This window comes from Nocardia tenerifensis NBRC 101015 (assembly GCF_000308715.1).
GTDB lineage: Bacteria > Actinomycetota > Actinomycetes > Mycobacteriales > Mycobacteriaceae > Nocardia > Nocardia tenerifensis.
The window spans coordinates 22611-38207 of record NZ_BAGH01000009.1 but is presented as its reverse complement, the minus strand read 5'-3'; the positions used below and the strand labels follow the sequence as shown (position 1 = coordinate 38207).

The following is a 15597-nucleotide window of genomic DNA, read 5'->3' as shown; positions in this document are numbered from 1 at the left end:
GGTGGCCGTCACCGTGCCCGGCCCCGTCCCTTCGAAGGTGACCACGGGAGCCTTGAACGGAGCCTCCGCGCCGGCCGTAGCCGTGGTGAGGGGGGCGAGTGTGACGGCCGCGGCGGACACGGCCAGCAGGAGAGCTGAGGGGATTCGTCTGTTGATCACATGATCGGATCCTGCCCGGTAACGCGTTGGAGCACAACGGTTCACCCGCCGCCTCGAGACAAAGGCCACGCCTCGCCCGGCTGCAACTCTATCGCCACGAGCAGCTCGATCAGATCGTTGACGCTGCGCACACTGCGTCCGGTCAGGTCTTGGATGCGCCGCAGCCGATACTTGGCGGTGTTGGGGTGGATGCGCAGTTTCTCGGCGGCCTCACGCAGGTTCATGTCCGCGGCGGCGAAGGCGCGGATGGTGTCGGCGAGCGTGCCGCCCCGGACTCTGTCGTCGGAAAGGAGCGCCGCGATGCCGGGATCGATGAGGTGCCGGGCGGTGTCGTCGGCGCGCAGCATGAGGTATCGAAACGGCGTGATGTGCGGCAGCGCGAGCACGCCGCCGGCCTCCAGCAGCAGACCGAGGGCGTTGCGACTCTGCTGATAAGCCTTCGGCAGCTGCGCGACGCCGGTGACCACGGTGCTGACGCCGACGGCGAGCGTAATGCCCGTCGCGCTCAGCTTCCGCTGCATCGCCCGTAGCCGCTCACAGAGTTCCTCGGTGCTCGCGCTGCGATTGAGCGCGGGCACGGCGATGATCTCGGCCCCGCGCACGACCGCGAGGGTGCGCAGGCCGTTGACGCCGACACCCGCCATCGCCGCGGCGGCGAGTTGTCGCGCCTCGGTGACGGTGGTGTCCTGCGCGCCGCGCGGCTTGCCCGCCAGCACGGTCGCGGTGACGACGACCATCGCGGCACCGCCGTTCGCGCCGATCCCGTGTGCACCGGCCATGGCCAGTTGCGGCCCGCGCTCGGGTAGCGCGCCGGCGAGCAGACTCTCCAGCAGCTCCTGTCCTTCGCTGCCGGAGCCGGCCGTGCAGGCCCGCTGGAACTCCAGATAGGCGTTGGCCGCTTCGGTGCTGATCAGGTCGTTGTAGCGCGCCAGCGGGACGACCATCGAGAGCGCGGCCTGCCGTCCGGCCGCCGATTCGCCGGCGAAGGACAGCAGCGACTTCCACGTCGCCTGCTGTCCGAGCCGGAAGGCCGCGATGTAGTCGACGAGGGTGAGTCCGGCCCTGGCTCGGCGCGCCGCGGCCTGGCGGGTGTAGGCGATCTCGTCGACGGTGACCTTGCGGTGGTCGAGGAACGCGCGCAGCCCGGACCGGCACAGCTTGACCAACTGGTTGTGCACGTCGGCGTGGAAGGCGTCGTCGCGGGCGGCGTAGGCGGGGATCTGCGCGAGTATCGCCACCATCGCGGCGTCGGCGATCTGCTCCGCGTGGTCATAGGCGTTGGCGATGATGCGAACGCGCTCAGCCTGTACATCATCCGGATACCCGGCATCGTCCGAGTGTGACCCAGCTGACATACGCGGATACTCCATCCCGGCCTCTGGGGTGTCAATACGGCCGCACGCTGCCCCGTCCATGTCCTGCGCGGACAACATCGCGGCCCGACTTTGGGCCTACGGAGCCGATGTGCGCGCTGACCAGCGCCTTTACGCTGACCTCCGGCGCACTCGCCGGGCAGCAGAAGTTGTTGTCCCGCAAGGATTTTTACCCATGTCTCAAACATGGGCAGGAGACCGCATGCTCGAGATATCCGACCTGTCCGTCCGCTTCGGCGGCATCACCGCACTGCACGAGGTCGGGTTCCGGGTGGGACACGGCGAGCTGGTCGGCCTGATCGGGCCCAACGGGGCGGGCAAGACCACCCTGTTCAACTGCTTGACCCGCCGTCAACGGCCGGATTCCGGCATCGTGCGCTACCGCGACGCCGATCTGCTGGCCGCGCGACCCGATGCCCTGGCGGCGCTGGGCATCGCGAGAACCTTTCAGAATCTCGGGCTGTTCCCCCGAATGTCCGTGCGCGACAACGTTCTGGTCGGCGCGCACCATCGGGCCGACGCCGGGTTCAGCACCGCCGCACTGCGCCTGCCTGGCGTGCGTCGCGAGGAACGCGCTCTGCGCACCGAGATCGATGAGCTGCTCGACCGCTTGGACCTGCTCGAGGTCGCCGAGCATCCGGCCGCCGGGCTGCCGTTCGGAACGCTCAAACGGATCGAACTGGCCAGGGCGCTGGCCGTGCGGCCCCGGTTGCTGCTGCTCGACGAGCCGGTCAATGGGCTCAGCCACGGCGAGGTCGGCGAGTTCGCCGATCGGTTACGGGCCCTGTGTGCCGAGTCGGATCTGACGGTCGTGGTCGTCGAGCATCACATGGGGTTCGTGATGGGCACCTGTGATCGCGTCGTCTGCCTCGATTTCGGCCGGGTGATCGCCGAGGGGAAACCCGAAGCGGTACAACGTGATCCGGCCGTCATCGCGGCGTACCTGGGCACGGCGGCATGAGCGAGGAGTCCTTTCTAGTCGTCACCGAGCTGCGGGCCGGGTACGGCGGCGCCCAGGTACTGCACGGGCTGAGTTTCGCCGTGCGTCGCGGCGAGGTCTGCGCGATCCTCGGCGCCAACGGCGCCGGAAAATCGACGCTGCTGCGCGCTCTGTGCGGAATGGTCCGGCCCCGCGGCGCGGTGCGACTCGACTGCGCCGACCTCACCGGACGCGCACCCGAGGCGATGGCACGCCTCGGCGTCGCCCACGTGCCGGAGGGACGCGGCACCTTCACGCCGCTGACCGTCGAGGAGAACCTGCGGCTCGGCGGGTACCGGCATCGTCGCCGCGCCGACGTCGAGGCCGGACTGCGCCGGGTGTTCGGCTACTTCCCGGTGCTCGAGGACAAGCTGCGCGAGCAGGCGGGCAGCCTGTCCGGCGGCCAGCAACAGATGCTGGCGATCGGCCGGGCGCTCATGCTCACGCCGCGGCTACTGCTGCTCGACGAGCCGTCGCTCGGCCTCTCGCCCCTGGTCACCCAGGAGCTTTTCCGAATCGTGCGCACCATCAATGAAGAGGAAGGCACCACGGTGATCGTCGTCGAGCAGAACGCTCATCTCGCACTGGAGAACGCGCATCAGGCGCATGTGCTCGAGACGGGCCGAATCGTGTTGTCCGGCAGCGCCGCCGAGATCAAGGCCGACGAACAGGTCGCCAGGTCCTACCTCGGATATCGGGTGTGACCATGGCCGGGTTCCTACAGCAGATCTTCGAAGGGGTCAGCGCCGGAGCACTTTACGCCGGGTTGGCGCTCGCGCTGGTGCTGATCTACCGGTTCACCGGCATCGTCAACTTCGCCCAGGGCGAGCTGGCCATGTTCTCGGCGTTTCTCGCGTGGCAGTTCCTCCAGAACGGCACGCCGTTCTGGCTGTCACTCGTTGCCGCGCTGGGCATCTCGTTCCTCGGCGGCATGCTCATCGAGCGGGTGATCATCCGGCCGGTCGAGGGCGCCCCCGAGCTGACCTTGGTCATCGTCACGGTGGGTTTGTTCTTCTTCGTCAACGCCGCCGCGGGATGGATCTGGTCGTTTCAGGTCAAGTCGTTCCCGAATCCGTTCCCCGACGGCGCTTTACGGGTGGGCGGCGTGACCGCCGGATACGGCAACCTCGGGATACTCGCGGTGGTCGGCGTGGTGATGGGGCTGCTGTATCTGTTGTTCCGCTACACCAAGGTCGGCTTGGCGATGCGGGCGGTCGCGTGTAATCCACAGTCCGCCAAGCTCGTCGGCATCCGCGTCGGGGCCGTCCTCGCGTTCGGCTGGGGTTTGGCGGCGCTCGTCGGGGCGGTCTCCGGGGTGTTGTCCGCTCCGCTGCTCTTCCTGGAGCCCAACATGATGGGCGGGGTGCTCATCTACGCCTTCGCGGCGGCGACGCTGGGCGGTTTCGACAGTCCGGGCGGTGCGGTGGCCGGGGGTCTGATCGTCGGCGTCGCCGAGACGCTGACCGGCGCGTATGTCGACGCGATCGGGACCGAACTCAAAATCGGTGTGCCGCTGGTGATCATCCTCGGCGTTCTGCTCGTCCGGCCGCAGGGACTGTTCGGCCGAGCGGTGGTGGAGCGGGTATGAGCGACATCATCGACCAGGTCACCCGGGCTGGACACACTGTGGCGCAACGTGAATCGTTTTTGAAGCTCGCGGCGCGACACTGGCGCTGGCTCGCGACCCTCGCGGTGCTCGTCCTCGCCTGCTGCGCGCCGTTCCAACTGGCGCCGTTTCGCACCTTCCAGCTCGCGATGGCCATGATCTACGCGATCGCGCTGGTGGGGCTCAATCTGCTGGTGGGGCACACCGGTCAGATCTCACTGGGTCACGGAGCCTTCTTCGCCGTCGGGGCCTACACCACGGCGGTGCTGATGGACCGTTGGGACACACCGTATTTCGCGGCGCTGCCGATCGCCGCGGCCGTGGCGTTCGTACTCGGGTTCGCGCTCGGTGTTCCCGCGCTCCGGCTGCGCGGGCTCTACCTGGCCCTGGTCACCCTATCGATCGCGATCTTCCTGGTGCCGCTGCTCAAGCGTTTCGAGACGTGGACCGGCGGCTCCATGGGCCTGACCCTGACCAAACCCGTTGCGCCACAGTGGTCCGGGCTGGCCGAGGACCAGTGGCTGTACTTTCTGGCCCTGATCACCACCGTCGTGTGCTTCCTGCTCGTCGCCGGGCTGCTGCGATCCCGGGTCGGCCGCGCCATGCACGCCATCCGGGACAACGAGGTCGCCGCCGAGATGATGGGCGTGCGCACGGCGTTCTACAAAACGCTCGCCTTCGCGTGGAGCGCCATGCTCGCGGGTGTCGCCGGATGCGTCTACACCTGGGTGATCGCCTTCGTCTCGCCCGACTCGTTCGCCGTCGGGCTCTCGATCACCCTGCTCGCCGGGCTGGTCGTCGGCGGGCTCGGCACCCAGTGGGGGCCGCTGCTCGGCGGGCTCTTCGTGATGTACGTGCCGAGCTTCGCCCAGGACGTCAACCAGGCCGCGCCCGGCGTCATCTTCGGGCTGCTGATCATCGCCGTCATGTACCTCGCGCCGAACGGATTGGCCGGGCTCGCCGGCCGCGCGGCGCGCTGGCTGGAGCACCTCCTTCGGAAAGGGAAAACCAATGCGCGATAAGGCGATCCGAGCCGTGGGAGCGGCGGTGGCCGTGCTGCTCACGGTCACCGCCTGCGGTGGCCGGGACGAAGCCGGCGGCACCGTCACGCAGGGCGACTGCAAGGGACAGCAGAGCACCGGCATCACCGACAAGAGCATCAAACTCGGCGGCGTCTACCCGCTGTCCGGCCCCGCCTCCGCGTACGGCGAACTCCCCAAGGGTTCGCGGGCGTATTTCGACTACATCAATGCCGAACAGGGCGGGATAGGCGGCCGCAAAGTCGAGTTCCTGATCCGCGACGACGGATACCAGCCGCCGAAGACCGTCGAGGAGACCCGGCGGCTCGTCGAGAACGATCAGGTGTTCGCCGTCTTCTCCACCCTGGGCACGGCGACCTCGTCGGCGGTGTGGGACTACCTCGATCAGCGCAAGGTCCCGCAGGCGTTCGTCGCGGGTGGTGCGACGAAGTGGGGCAGCGACACTCACCATCCCTGGACCATCGGCTGGCAGCCCAGCTACCGCGCCGAGGGGCAGGCCTACGCGGGATACGTTCGCGCACAGCGTCCCAACGCCACCGTCGCCGTGCTCTATCAGAACGACGACTTCGGCAAAGACCTGCTGACCAGCTTCACCGAGGCCACCGCGGGCAGCGGCATCAAAGTCGTCAGCGAACAAAGCTACGAAGTCACCGACCCCACCGTAGAACCTCAGCTGCGCAACCTGGCCAACTCCAAAGCCGATGTGCTGCTGAACTTCTCCACCCCCAAGTTCGCCTCGCAGGCGCTCGCCGCCGACGCCCGCAACACCGACTGGAACCCGCTGCACATCCTCGCCCAGGTCTCCAACACCGTCAGCATGCTCACCCAGGTCGGCTTCCAGAACGTGCAAGGCGTCGTCTCGGTCGCGTTCATGAAAGACCCCGCCGACGCCCAATGGTCCACCGACTCCGGAATGCACACCTACCAGCAAAAAGTGGCCCAATACGCCCGCGACGCCGACCCCGCCAACCAGTACACAGCAGTCGGCTGGGCAATGGCGCAGACCCTCCACAAGACCATGGACGCGGCCAAATGCCCCACCCGCGAAGGCCTCCGCGACGCCATGCACGCCCTCGACCACATCGACATCGACCTCTTGCTGCCCGGCGTCACCATAAAAACCGGCCCCGGCGACGGATTCCCGCTCGAAGCCATGCGGATACAGCGTTTCGAAGGTGAGCATTGGACGCTCATCGGCGACGTCATCGATACCAGCAAATAATTAAGACCCACCGTGGCCGCCACCTGCTGCCATGGGTCACGCGACCATCGTCGGCTACGTCCTCGCAGGCGCGACAGGCGTACGGGTCACCATAGGCGGCCCCGAGCCCTGTTCCCACGAGGGCGAAAGTCCCGAAACGAAGCCCACCCCGCCCAGCATCGAGGTTGCAACCCTTCCAGGACTGCCGCACCAGAAAGGGGGTCCGGGGGCGAAGCCCGCCGGGCGGGGCTTGGGGGTTGCACCCCCAAAAAACATTGCGAAATGAGCCCATGCCCATGCTCTCCATGGGCATGGGCCACCGGCGAATGGAGCGGAGACGGAGGGATTTGAACCCCCGGTGGGTTTTACGCCACGCTCGCTTTCAAGGCGAGTGCATTCGGCCGCTCTGCCACGTCTCCAGGGTGACGATGGTAGCGGATGGGTCAGAGGGGGCGCGTGCCGATTTCTTGATCGATGCGGGCGAAGACCTCGCCGATGACCTCGAGCTGGTGGGGGGTGAGCAGGTCGATGAAGTCGCGGCGGACGGCGTCGACGTGGCCGGGGGCGGCGGCTTCGAGGCGGCGCATGCCTTCGTCGGTGAGTTCGGCGAGGACGCCGCGGCCGTCTTCGAGGCAGGTGTTGCGGCGCACCATGCGTTCGCCTTCGAGGCGGCGGATCTGGTGGGTGAGGCGGCTTCGCGAGGACAGCACGCCGTCGGCGAGTTCGCTCATCCGCAGTGATCGGCCGGGGGCCTCTGACAGCAGCACGAGGATGCGATATTCGGCGACGCTGAGGTCGCTGTCGCGCTGTAGTTGCCTGTTCAGCGTGGCCATCAGGCGTTGATGCCCATCCATGTAGGCCCGCCAGGCCCGTTGCTGTGCCGGGGTGAGCCACTTCGGCTCGGCGGCCACGGGGCTGCTCGGTTCGGAGTGCACGGTGCTCATTCTATGACGGCCCGAACTGCGGAAATCCATTGTGGGGAAAGACGTATCGGTCTGCGGGGGTGCGATGGCCCGCGGGCGAGAGGGGTCAGAGGTCGGCGGCGGGAGGGTCGGGGGCAGTATGGAGCACGTGCGTGCGATCGAGCTGAACGGTTTCGGCGGGCCCGAGGTGATGGCGCTGACGGACGCGCCGGACCCGGTGCCCGGCCATGGTGAGGTGCTGGTCGAGGTGGCGGCCGCGGGGGTGAATCGGGCCGATCTGATGCAGCGTCAGGGGTTGTATCCGCCGCCGCCGGGCGCCAGCGAGCTGATGGGCCTCGAGGTTTCCGGGGTGATCGCGGAGCTCGGTGACGGGGTGTCCGACTGGCGGGTCGGCGATCGGGTCTGCGGGCTGCTCGCCGGCGGCGGTTACGCCGAGAAGGCGGTCGTGCCTGCGGCGCAGCTGCTGCCGGTGCCCGAGGGCCTGGATCTGGGCGCGGCCGCGGGGCTGCCCGAGGTGGCGGCGACGGTGTGGTCGAATCTGGTGATGACCGCGGGCCTGCGGTCGGGCCAGTTGTTGCTGGTGCACGGTGGCGGCGGCGGTATCGGCACGCACGCCATTCAGGTGGCGCGCGAGCTCGGCGCTCGGGTCGCGGTCACCGCGGGGTCGGCCGACAAGCTGCGGCGGTGCGCGGAGCTCGGCGCGGACGTGCTGATCAATTACCGGGAGGACGATTTCGTCGCCACGGTGCGGGCGGAGGGTTCCGGGGCCGACGTCATCCTGGACAACATGGGCGCGGCCTACCTCGCCCGCAACGTGGATGCCCTGGCCGATTTCGGGCACCTGGTGGTGATCGGCATGCAGGGCGGCGTGAACGGTGAGCTGAATATCGGTGCGCTGCTGCGCAAGTGGGGCACCGTGCACGCCACCAATGTGCGCAGCAGGCCGGCCACGGGTCACGGCAGCAAGGCCGAGATCATCGCCGAGGTGCGCAGGCACCTGTGGCCGTTGGTGGCCGACGGTTCCGTGGTGCCGGTGATCCACGCGGAGGTGCCGCTCGCCGAGGCGGCCGAGGCGCATCGGCTGATGGACTCCGGCGACGTGTTCGGCAAGGTCGTGCTGCGCGTTCAGGAACTCTGAGCCGAAACGAGCTGCCACGCAAGCCCTTCGGGCTACTCCAGGGCGACGAGGGCGCGGCCGAGCTGATCTATCTCGAACTTCGTGGTGTACGGCGCGAGGCCGATGGTGACCGCGCCGCCCTCGTCGTTGACGCCGAGCGCGTCGAGCAGGCGACTGCCGCCGTGCACGCCGCTGAGCGTGCCGATGCGGTTGTCGGCGAGCTTGGCGGCGACCTTCTCGGCCTGCATGCCCGCGAGAGTGAAACTGACGGTGGGGATTCGGGTGGAGGCGCGGCCGATGACGGTCAGGTTCGGGATCTTGTCCAGCACGTCCATCAGATGCTCGAACAGCTGGTCGTGGTAGTCCTGCAGCGAGGTGATCGACATCTCCAGGCGCTGGCGTCTGCTGCCGCGGGCTCGTTCGTCGAGTCCGGCGAGGAAGTCGATCGAGGTGGTCAGGCCGGCGAGCAGCGCGTACTGGTGTCCGCCGACCTCGAGCCGCTCGGCGCCCTTGGCGTAGGGGTTCAACGACATCGAGGGAATGCGGTCGAGGAAGGCCGGGTCGCGGAACACCAGCGCGCCGATCTGCGGACCGCCCCAGGCGGGCGCGCTGAGCGCGACCACGTCGGCGTTGAGCTCGTCGATGTCGATGAGCGCGTAGGGCGCCGCGCCGAACGCGTCGGCGACGAGCAGGCCGCCGACCTCGTGCACCCGGTCCGCGGCCACCCGCACCGCGGGCGCGGAGCCGACGATCGGCGAGGCGGCGGTGAGCGCGACCAAACGCGCTGTGGGACCGATCAACTCCTCGAACTGCCAGGACGGCATCTCGCAGGTCTCGATCTCCACCTCGGCCCAGCGCACGTGCGCGCCGTACCGGTTGGCGATGCGCAGCCATGGCGCGACATTCGCCTCGTCGTCCAAGCGGGACAGCACGATGCCGGTGCCCAGCCCGAGCCGCGAGCTCAGCGACTCGGCCAGCCAGGCGAGCAGCACCGCCCGATCCGGGCCGAGCACGACGCCCGCCGGATCTCCGCCGACGAGATCGGCCACCGCCTCGCGGGCCGCGTCCAGGATGGCGGCGCTGCGCACGGCGGCGCCGTTGCGGCCGATATGCGAAAACGAAGAAGTTCGGAATCCCGTTGAGACGGCGCGAGATACCGCGTCGGGCACCAGCATGCCCGCCTGCGGGTCGAGATGGATCCAGCCGTCGCCGAGGGACGGTATCAGGCCCCGAACCCTCGCGACGTCGTAAGTCATGTTGGCCACTCTAAGGGCAGCGGGCGAGCCTGTGTAACCGTGTTCCCCTCCGCTTCGCGGCGGAGGCACAGCGACCTGGGACTCAGCATGGCAACCGACTTTCAGCAAATCCGAACCACACGACCCGAACAGAATAGAACGCCGCCCGGCCGCCAGGACGCGGCCTCGGACATTCGTCCTCGCAAGCGCTCCAAGCGGCCTCGGACATTCGTCCTCGCAAGCGCTCCAAGCGGCCTCGGACATTCGTGGCCCAAGCGCTGCGAGCAGCCTCGCACATTCATGCTCGCAAGCACTCCGACGGCCGTCAGACATTCGTATCCCCGAGCGCTCACGGTGTCCTCGCACCTTCGCTGGCGGAGCCGAACCTCCTGTTCTCCGCACCCCAGGTGAGCACCGACTTAGCGCGTTCGGGAGCGACGCGACATGATAGGGACCATGACGCAATCGGATGAGGCACCCGACCACATCGTCGTTGTCGGACCGGACGGTCGCCCGTTGGTCATCCCGGCGGAGGCCGCGGCGGACGCGCCGTTCACCGCGCAGGTGGTGACCGACGAGGATAAAAAGGACGAGTCGGACGACCGGGACGATACCGGCGAATCGCTCGCCGACATGGTCGAGCAGCCCGCGAAGGTCATGCGCATCGGCACCATGATCAAGCAGCTGCTCGAGGAGGTGCGCGCGGCTCCGCTCGACGACGCGAGCCGCTCCAGGCTCAAGGAGATCCACAAGTCGTCGGTGCGCGAGCTGGAGCAGGGCCTCGCTCCGGAACTGCGCGCCGAACTGGAGCGGCTCACGCTGCCGTTCACCGACGACGCCATTCCGTCCGACGCCGAGCTGCGCATCGCCCAGGCCCAGCTGGTCGGCTGGCTCGAGGGCCTGTTCCACGGCATCCAGACCGCGCTGTTCGCGCAGCAGATGGCCGCGCGGGCGCAATTGGAACAGATGCGTCAGGGCGCGTTACCGCCCGGCATCCACGCGGGCGACCCTCGCGGCGGCCCGGCCAACCACGTGACGGGCGGTTCAGGGCAGTACCTGTGAGGCGCGGCCGCGCGTGTGTGCCGACCGGGTAAATAGGAATGTCCAAGGGTAGTGTCGGGCACCGTGCCCGCCGCTGCCGCTCGCCCCGACTCGGACATGAGTCCGGGGCGTCCTGAAGAGAGCCGTCCTGAAGAGAGCTCAGTGCAGTCAGATGACCCAGTGCGTTCAGATGATTCCGCTCAGTCCGATGACACCGCGCGATCCGCGGATTCCGTTCGAGGCGACGCCGCGCGGCCCGGAGAACCCGGACGCCCGGTGGATGACGTCACGGGCGGCGCCGACGACGGCCCGGCGGAGGAGAGTTCGGTGAGCGCCGGAAACACCCCCGCCGTGCAGGAGCAAACCTCGGCTACGCCGACCGAACCGGTGAACGACGAGCCGATTCCGTCGGACGCGCAGACGTTCCAGCGGGCCTTCAAAGACTTCCGGGTCGGCTTCGGGCAGCGGGAACTGTGGCTCTCGCTCGGCTGGCAGGACATCAAACAGCGCTACCGGCGCTCGGTGCTCGGGCCGTTCTGGATCACCATCGCGACCGGCGTGCAGGCGGCCGCGATCGGCCTGCTGTACTCCGCGCTGCTCGGGCAGCCGATCAAGGAGTACCTGCCGTATGTCGCCATCGGCATCATCGTCTGGAATGTGATCAACGCCAGCATTCTCGAGGGCGCCGATGTTTTCATCGCCAACGAGGGCCTGATCAAACAGCTGCCCTCGGCGCTGAGTGTGCACGTCTATCGCCTGGTATGGCGGCAGCTGTTGTTCTTCGCCCACAACATGCTCATCTATTTCGTGGTGCTCGTCGCGTTCGGTGTGTGGGAGAAACTGCACTGGACGGCGATACTCGCCATACCCGCCCTCGGGCTGCTCTTCCTCAACTCGATGTGGGTGTCGATCGTGTTCGGCATCTTCAGCACCCGATACCGGGATATCGCGCCGATCCTCGGCAGCCTCACGCTGATGCTGTTCGTGCTGACCCCGGTGATGTGGACTCCCAAAAGTCTGGAGTCCCAGGGTGAGGCGGTCAGCGAGCGCGCGAAGCTGGCCGAGATCGTCCCGACGTTCCACTACCTGGAGATCATTCGCGCACCGTTGCTCGGTGACGATCAGCATCTGTATCACTGGGTGATCGTCGGCGCCATTACCGTGGTCGGCTGGATCGTCGCGCTCTTCGCGATGAAGCAGTTCCGCTCGCGCGTGCCGTACTGGGTTTAGGAGCGGATCCATGACCGATCATGTGAGTATCGAAACCCGCCAGGCCTGGGTCGAATTCCCGATCTTCGACGCGAAATCGCGGTCGCTGAAGAAGGCGTTTCTCGGCAAGGCCGGCGGCGCGATCGGGCGCAATCAGTCCGACGTCGTCGTCGTCGAGGCGCTGCGCGACATCACCCTGTCGCTGAAGGAAGGCGACAAGGTCGGCCTGGTCGGGCACAACGGCGCGGGCAAATCGACGCTGCTGCGGCTGCTTTCGGGAATCTATGAACCCTCGCGCGGCAGTGCGCGCGTGCGCGGCCGGGTGGCGCCGGTGTTCGACCTCGGCGTCGGCATGGACCCCGAGATCTCCGGCTACGAGAACATCATCATCCGCGGCCTTTTCCTCGGGCAGACGCGCAAGCAGATGCTGTCCAAGATCGATGAGATCGCGGACTTCACCGAGCTGGGCGAGTATCTGTCCATGCCGCTGCGCACCTACTCCGCCGGCATGCGCGTGCGCCTCGCCATGGGCGTCGTCACCTCGATCGACCCCGAGATCCTGCTGCTGGACGAGGCCATCGGCGCGGTGGACGCCGATTTCATGAAAAAGGCCCGGCTGCGTCTGCAGAAATTGGTGGCTCGATCGGGCATTCTGGTATTCGCCAGTCATTCCAACGAATTTCTCGCGCAACTCTGCGATACCGCGCTGTGGGTCGACCACGGACAGATCCGCATGCGCGGCGGCATCGAGGAAGTGGTGCGGGCCTACGAGGGGCCGGACGCGGGCAACCATGTCGCGACGGTGCTGCGTGAACTGGAGGCCGAGAAGGCGTTGGAGACCGAACGAGAATTGGAGCGCAACCGGGCATGAGTTGGTCAGGGCCGGAGGAGGTAGCTTGCGTAGCCACGTAGGCCCCCAACTCGTGCCGAATAGACACAGCATGAGTTGGTCAGGGCCGGAGGAGGTAGCTTGCGTAGCCACGTAGGCCCCCAACCCATGCCGAAATGGGCACGGCATGAGTGAGCCGACTGCGCCGGACGCCCCGATCGAGGCCCAGACGGATGCTCCGGTCGAGACCGCAACGGACTCTGCGCCAAATGACTCGGACGCGGCCGCTGCGCACACTCCTGCGGGCACTGGGCCCGAGGCTCGCATCGTGGCCGTGGTCGTCACCCACAAGCGCCGCGAGCTGCTCGCGGAGTCGCTGAAAGTGATTGCGTCCCAATCACGTCCGGTGGACCATCTGATCGTGGTCGACAATGCCAACGAGTCCGAGGTCGCCGACCTCGTGCGCGACCAGCCGATCGAGGCGACGTATCTCGGCTCGGCGCACAACCTCGGCGGCGCGGGCGGTTTCGCGCTCGGCATGCTGCACGCGCTGAGCCTCGGCGCGGACTGGGTCTGGCTCGCCGACGACGACGGCAGGCCCGAGGGCTCGGAAGTGCTTGCCACGCTGCTGGATTGCGCGCGACGGCACGGGCTCGTCGAGGTGTCGCCGGTGGTCTGCGATATCAACGAACCCGATCAGCTCGCCTTCCCGCTGCGCCGCGGCGTGGTCTGGCGGCGGCTGCGGTCCGAGCTCGGCGACGAGGACTTCCTGCCCGGCATCGCCTCGCTGTTCAACGGCGCCCTCATCTCCGCCAAGGCGGTGGACGTGATCGGCGTGCCGGACCTGCGCCTGTTCGTGCGCGGCGACGAGGTCGAGGTGCACCGCAGGCTGGTCCGCTCCGGGCTGCCCTTCGGCACCTGCCTGCAGACCGCGTACCTGCACCCCAACGGCGCCGCCGAGTTCAAGCCGATCCTCGGCGGCCGCATGCACACCCAGTACCCCGACGACCCGGTGAAGCGCTACTTCACCTACCGCAACCGCGGCTACCTCATGTCCCAGCCCGGCATGCGCAAGCTGCTGCCCCAGGAGTGGATCCGCTTCTCCTGGTTCTTCCTCGTCACCCGCCGCGACCCGGCCGGCCTGCGTGAATGGTTCCACCTGCGCTCCCTCGGCCGCCACGAGCAGTTCGGCAAACCCGACCAGCGCCCGTAGCCGCCCGCGCCCCACAGCCGCACCACTTCCGGGGATTCGCACTAAGACTCGCCGTCATAACACGCGTGCGGGTGCCTAGAGAGAGCGCGGCTGTAGGCATCCGCCCGCGACCGCGCCGAGCAGACTGCACCACTTCCGGGTATTCGCCCTAGGACTCGCCGACATGGCACGCGTGCGGATGCTGGAAGGAGCGCGGCAGCGGGCTCGCCGCCCGCGCCCAGAAGCCGCACCCTCTTCGGTGTTCGCACCGAGGCTCGCCGTCATAACACGCGTGCGGATGCCTAGAGAGAGTGCGGCTGTGGGCATCCGCCCGCGAACGGGTGCGGGAGTTGGATCGCGGACGTTGATAAATCCGTTGCGGGTGGGGACGGGACGTGTCAGAGTTCAAGCGACTGCTAGAGAGTTGAGGAGGTGTGGACCGTGGCTAGGGACCTTCGGATTGTCGTGCCCGGCCGAGCTGTGCTCGTGCACGCCGGCGCACGGAACCTCACCTCATTCTTCAGTCGCTGAGTCCGGGTCGGGCTCGGCGCCCAACGAAAGACTCTCCTCATCATGGTCGAGAACGACCTTCTTGTTTCTTACGGCTGGACCGAAACCGTAGCCGGCGAATACGCCTCGATGATCGAGGACGGCTGCGTGCCCGCCCGGGTGATCCGGATGGACCGCAGCGAATGCGATGTCGCCACACCGACCGGCCCCGCCCGCGCGCGCTGTCCGCGGGCCGACGCCGAGGTCAGCGGGCTGTGCACCGGCGACTGGGTGACGATCGACGCCGAATCCACTGTGCGGCAGCTGCTTCCGCGACGGTCGGCGATCATGCGGTCGTCGGTGTCCGGGCGGTCGCAGGGTCAGGTGCTCGCGGCCAACGTCGACACGGTGCTCATCTGCACGGCCGCCGACGCGGACGTCGACCTGAACCGGATCGAGCGGATGCTCGCCCTGACCTGGGAGAGCAACGCTCAGCCGATCGTGGCGCTGACCAAAGCCGATGCGGCCGAAGATATTCCGATCGAGGAGGTGCGGGCCGTCGCGCCCGGCGCGAGCGCGCTCGCGGTCAGCGCGAGCAGCGGCGCCGGATTGGACGTGCTCACCGCCATGCTCGACGGGACCGTCGCGCTCATCGGCCCGTCGGGCGCGGGCAAGTCCACCCTCGCCAATGCCCTGCTCGGGCAGGAGGTGTTCGCCACCAACGCCGTTCGCGCCGCGGACAAGAAGGGCAGGCACACCACGGTGCATCGCGAGCTGCGGCCGCTGCCGAACGGCGGCACGCTCATCGATACGCCGGGCCTGCGCGGCATCGGGCTGTGGGATGCCGCCGAGGGGATCGAGAAGACCTTCAGTGACATCGAATCCCTCGCCGCCCGTTGCCGATTCGGCGACTGCGCGCACAACGGCGAGCCCGGTTGCGCGGTCTCGGCGGCCATCGACAGCGGCGAACTCGCCCAGCGCCGCCTGGACAGTTACCGCAAGCTGGCCAAGGAGAACGCCTGGATGGCGGCCCGCACCGACAAGCGCCTGGAGGCCGAGCGCAAACGCGAATGGCGCGTCATGATCAAGCAGCAGCGCCAGGGTTACCGGGAACGCGACAACCGCCGCTGAGCCGGACGCGGGGCGGGCACCCGCCCGCCCCGCGCCGCGAGGCGCTTGCTATGCAACTGATTGCATATAACGA

14 protein-coding genes and 1 tRNA gene are annotated in these 15597 nt (G+C 67.9%); 11 read left to right on the top strand and 4 right to left on the bottom strand.

The genetic code is table 11. From position 1 onward, the window contains the following. Nucleotides 1-200: 200 nt before the first annotated feature. Nucleotides 201-1514, bottom strand: a complete 1314-nt coding sequence (locus ON39_RS00845) for a PucR family transcriptional regulator (RefSeq protein WP_051186147.1) — start codon at nucleotides 1512-1514, stop codon at nucleotides 201-203. Between the two features lie 220 nt (nucleotides 1515-1734). Here ON39_RS00845 and ON39_RS00840 point away from each other — a divergent pair, with 220 nt between their 5' ends. From ON39_RS00840 to ON39_RS00820, 5 genes are read left to right on the top strand one after another with little or no spacing between them, the layout of a single operon-like run. After that, nucleotides 1735-2493 (top strand): ABC transporter ATP-binding protein, encoded by a 759-nt coding sequence (locus ON39_RS00840; RefSeq protein WP_051186145.1) that lies wholly within the window; start codon nucleotides 1735-1737, stop codon nucleotides 2491-2493. Then, nucleotides 2490-3215: an ABC transporter ATP-binding protein gene (locus ON39_RS00835; protein WP_040729530.1), complete on the top strand. Its 726-nt coding sequence runs from the start codon at nucleotides 2490-2492 to the stop codon at nucleotides 3213-3215. Before ON39_RS00840 ends, ON39_RS00835 begins: the two co-directional genes overlap by 4 nt. A gap of 2 nt (nucleotides 3216-3217) precedes the next feature. After that, complete coding sequence (locus ON39_RS00830; protein WP_040729527.1) at nucleotides 3218-4099, top strand: branched-chain amino acid ABC transporter permease; 882 nt, start codon at nucleotides 3218-3220, stop codon at nucleotides 4097-4099. After that, the gene (locus ON39_RS00825) at nucleotides 4096-5139 is read left to right on the top strand and encodes a branched-chain amino acid ABC transporter permease (protein WP_040729524.1); all 1044 of its coding nucleotides are present in this window, start codon (nucleotides 4096-4098) and stop codon (nucleotides 5137-5139) included. The genes ON39_RS00830 and ON39_RS00825 overlap by 4 nt, the downstream gene beginning before the upstream one ends. Beyond that, nucleotides 5129-6379: an ABC transporter substrate-binding protein gene (locus ON39_RS00820; RefSeq protein ID WP_040729521.1), complete on the top strand. Its 1251-nt coding sequence runs from the start codon at nucleotides 5129-5131 to the stop codon at nucleotides 6377-6379. Before ON39_RS00825 ends, ON39_RS00820 begins: the two co-directional genes overlap by 11 nt. 311 nt (nucleotides 6380-6690) lie before the next feature. On the opposite strand, the gene ON39_RS00815 is transcribed toward ON39_RS00820, so the two are convergent. Together ON39_RS00815 and ON39_RS00810 are read right to left on the bottom strand one after the other, a co-directional pair. Then, nucleotides 6691-6777 (bottom strand) — tRNA-Ser (locus tag ON39_RS00815). Nucleotides 6778-6801: 24 nt separating this feature from the next. Next, complete coding sequence (locus tag ON39_RS00810) at nucleotides 6802-7302, bottom strand: MarR family winged helix-turn-helix transcriptional regulator (RefSeq protein WP_051186144.1); 501 nt, start codon at nucleotides 7300-7302, stop codon at nucleotides 6802-6804. Nucleotides 7303-7429: 127 nt separating this feature from the next. Between ON39_RS00810 and ON39_RS00805 the strand changes: the two genes are divergently transcribed. Then, nucleotides 7430-8419, top strand: coding sequence for an NAD(P)H-quinone oxidoreductase (locus ON39_RS00805; RefSeq protein ID WP_040729552.1), 990 nt, complete (start codon nucleotides 7430-7432; stop codon nucleotides 8417-8419). Nucleotides 8420-8451: 32 nt separating this feature from the next. Here ON39_RS00805 and ON39_RS00800 read toward each other — a convergent pair whose 3' ends face one another. Then, nucleotides 8452-9654 (bottom strand): cysteine desulfurase-like protein, encoded by a 1203-nt coding sequence (locus ON39_RS00800; protein ID WP_040729550.1) that lies wholly within the window; start codon nucleotides 9652-9654, stop codon nucleotides 8452-8454. A gap of 435 nt (nucleotides 9655-10089) precedes the next feature. Here ON39_RS00800 and ON39_RS00795 point away from each other — a divergent pair, with 435 nt between their 5' ends. The 5 genes from ON39_RS00795 to rsgA all read left to right on the top strand — a co-directional run bounded on the left by ON39_RS00795 (nucleotide 10090) and on the right by rsgA (nucleotide 15524). Continuing rightward, nucleotides 10090-10695 carry a bacterial proteasome activator family protein gene (locus ON39_RS00795; RefSeq protein WP_040729518.1) on the top strand — a complete coding sequence of 202 codons (606 nt, stop codon included), beginning with the start codon at nucleotides 10090-10092 and terminating at the stop codon, nucleotides 10693-10695. 330 nt (nucleotides 10696-11025) lie between these two features. Next, nucleotides 11026-11904 (top strand): galactan export ABC transporter permease subunit Wzm/RfbD, encoded by an 879-nt coding sequence (gene wzm / locus ON39_RS00790; RefSeq protein WP_246002977.1) that lies wholly within the window; start codon nucleotides 11026-11028, stop codon nucleotides 11902-11904. 10 nt (nucleotides 11905-11914) lie between these two features. Next, nucleotides 11915-12754 (top strand): galactan export ABC transporter ATP-binding subunit Wzt/RfbE, encoded by an 840-nt coding sequence (wzt, locus tag ON39_RS00785; protein WP_040729515.1) that lies wholly within the window; start codon nucleotides 11915-11917, stop codon nucleotides 12752-12754. A 145-nt stretch (nucleotides 12755-12899) separates the two neighbouring features. Beyond that, a complete protein-coding gene (gene glfT1, locus ON39_RS00780; RefSeq protein WP_246002966.1) occupies nucleotides 12900-13925 on the top strand; it encodes a galactofuranosyltransferase GlfT1 in 1026 nt (341 codons plus the stop codon). Nucleotides 13926-14477: 552 nt separating this feature from the next. Continuing rightward, nucleotides 14478-15524 (top strand): ribosome small subunit-dependent GTPase A, encoded by a 1047-nt coding sequence (rsgA, locus tag ON39_RS00775; protein WP_040729512.1) that lies wholly within the window; start codon nucleotides 14478-14480, stop codon nucleotides 15522-15524. Nucleotides 15525-15597 lie beyond the last annotated feature (73 nt).

Excerpts from the sequence above, each read along its gene's own strand:
- ON39_RS00845 (WP_051186147.1), bottom strand. The coding sequence starts at position 1,514 with ATGTCAGCTGGGTCACACTCGGACGATGCCGGGTATCCGGATGATGTA.
- ON39_RS00840 (WP_051186145.1), top strand. The coding sequence starts at position 1,735 with ATGCTCGAGATATCCGACCTGTCCGTCCGCTTCGGCGGCATCACCGCA.
- ON39_RS00835 (WP_040729530.1), top strand. The coding sequence starts at position 2,490 with ATGAGCGAGGAGTCCTTTCTAGTCGTCACCGAGCTGCGGGCCGGGTAC.
- ON39_RS00830 (WP_040729527.1), top strand. The coding sequence starts at position 3,218 with ATGGCCGGGTTCCTACAGCAGATCTTCGAAGGGGTCAGCGCCGGAGCA.
- ON39_RS00825 (WP_040729524.1), top strand. The coding sequence starts at position 4,096 with ATGAGCGACATCATCGACCAGGTCACCCGGGCTGGACACACTGTGGCG.
- ON39_RS00820 (WP_040729521.1), top strand. The coding sequence starts at position 5,129 with ATGCGCGATAAGGCGATCCGAGCCGTGGGAGCGGCGGTGGCCGTGCTG.
- ON39_RS00810 (WP_051186144.1), bottom strand. The coding sequence starts at position 7,302 with ATGAGCACCGTGCACTCCGAACCGAGCAGCCCCGTGGCCGCCGAGCCG.
- ON39_RS00800 (WP_040729550.1), bottom strand. The coding sequence starts at position 9,654 with ATGACTTACGACGTCGCGAGGGTTCGGGGCCTGATACCGTCCCTCGGC.
- ON39_RS00795 (WP_040729518.1), top strand. The coding sequence starts at position 10,090 with ATGACGCAATCGGATGAGGCACCCGACCACATCGTCGTTGTCGGACCG.
- wzt (WP_040729515.1), top strand. The coding sequence starts at position 11,915 with ATGACCGATCATGTGAGTATCGAAACCCGCCAGGCCTGGGTCGAATTC.
- glfT1 (WP_246002966.1), top strand. The coding sequence starts at position 12,900 with ATGAGTGAGCCGACTGCGCCGGACGCCCCGATCGAGGCCCAGACGGAT.
- rsgA (WP_040729512.1), top strand. The coding sequence starts at position 14,478 with ATGGTCGAGAACGACCTTCTTGTTTCTTACGGCTGGACCGAAACCGTA.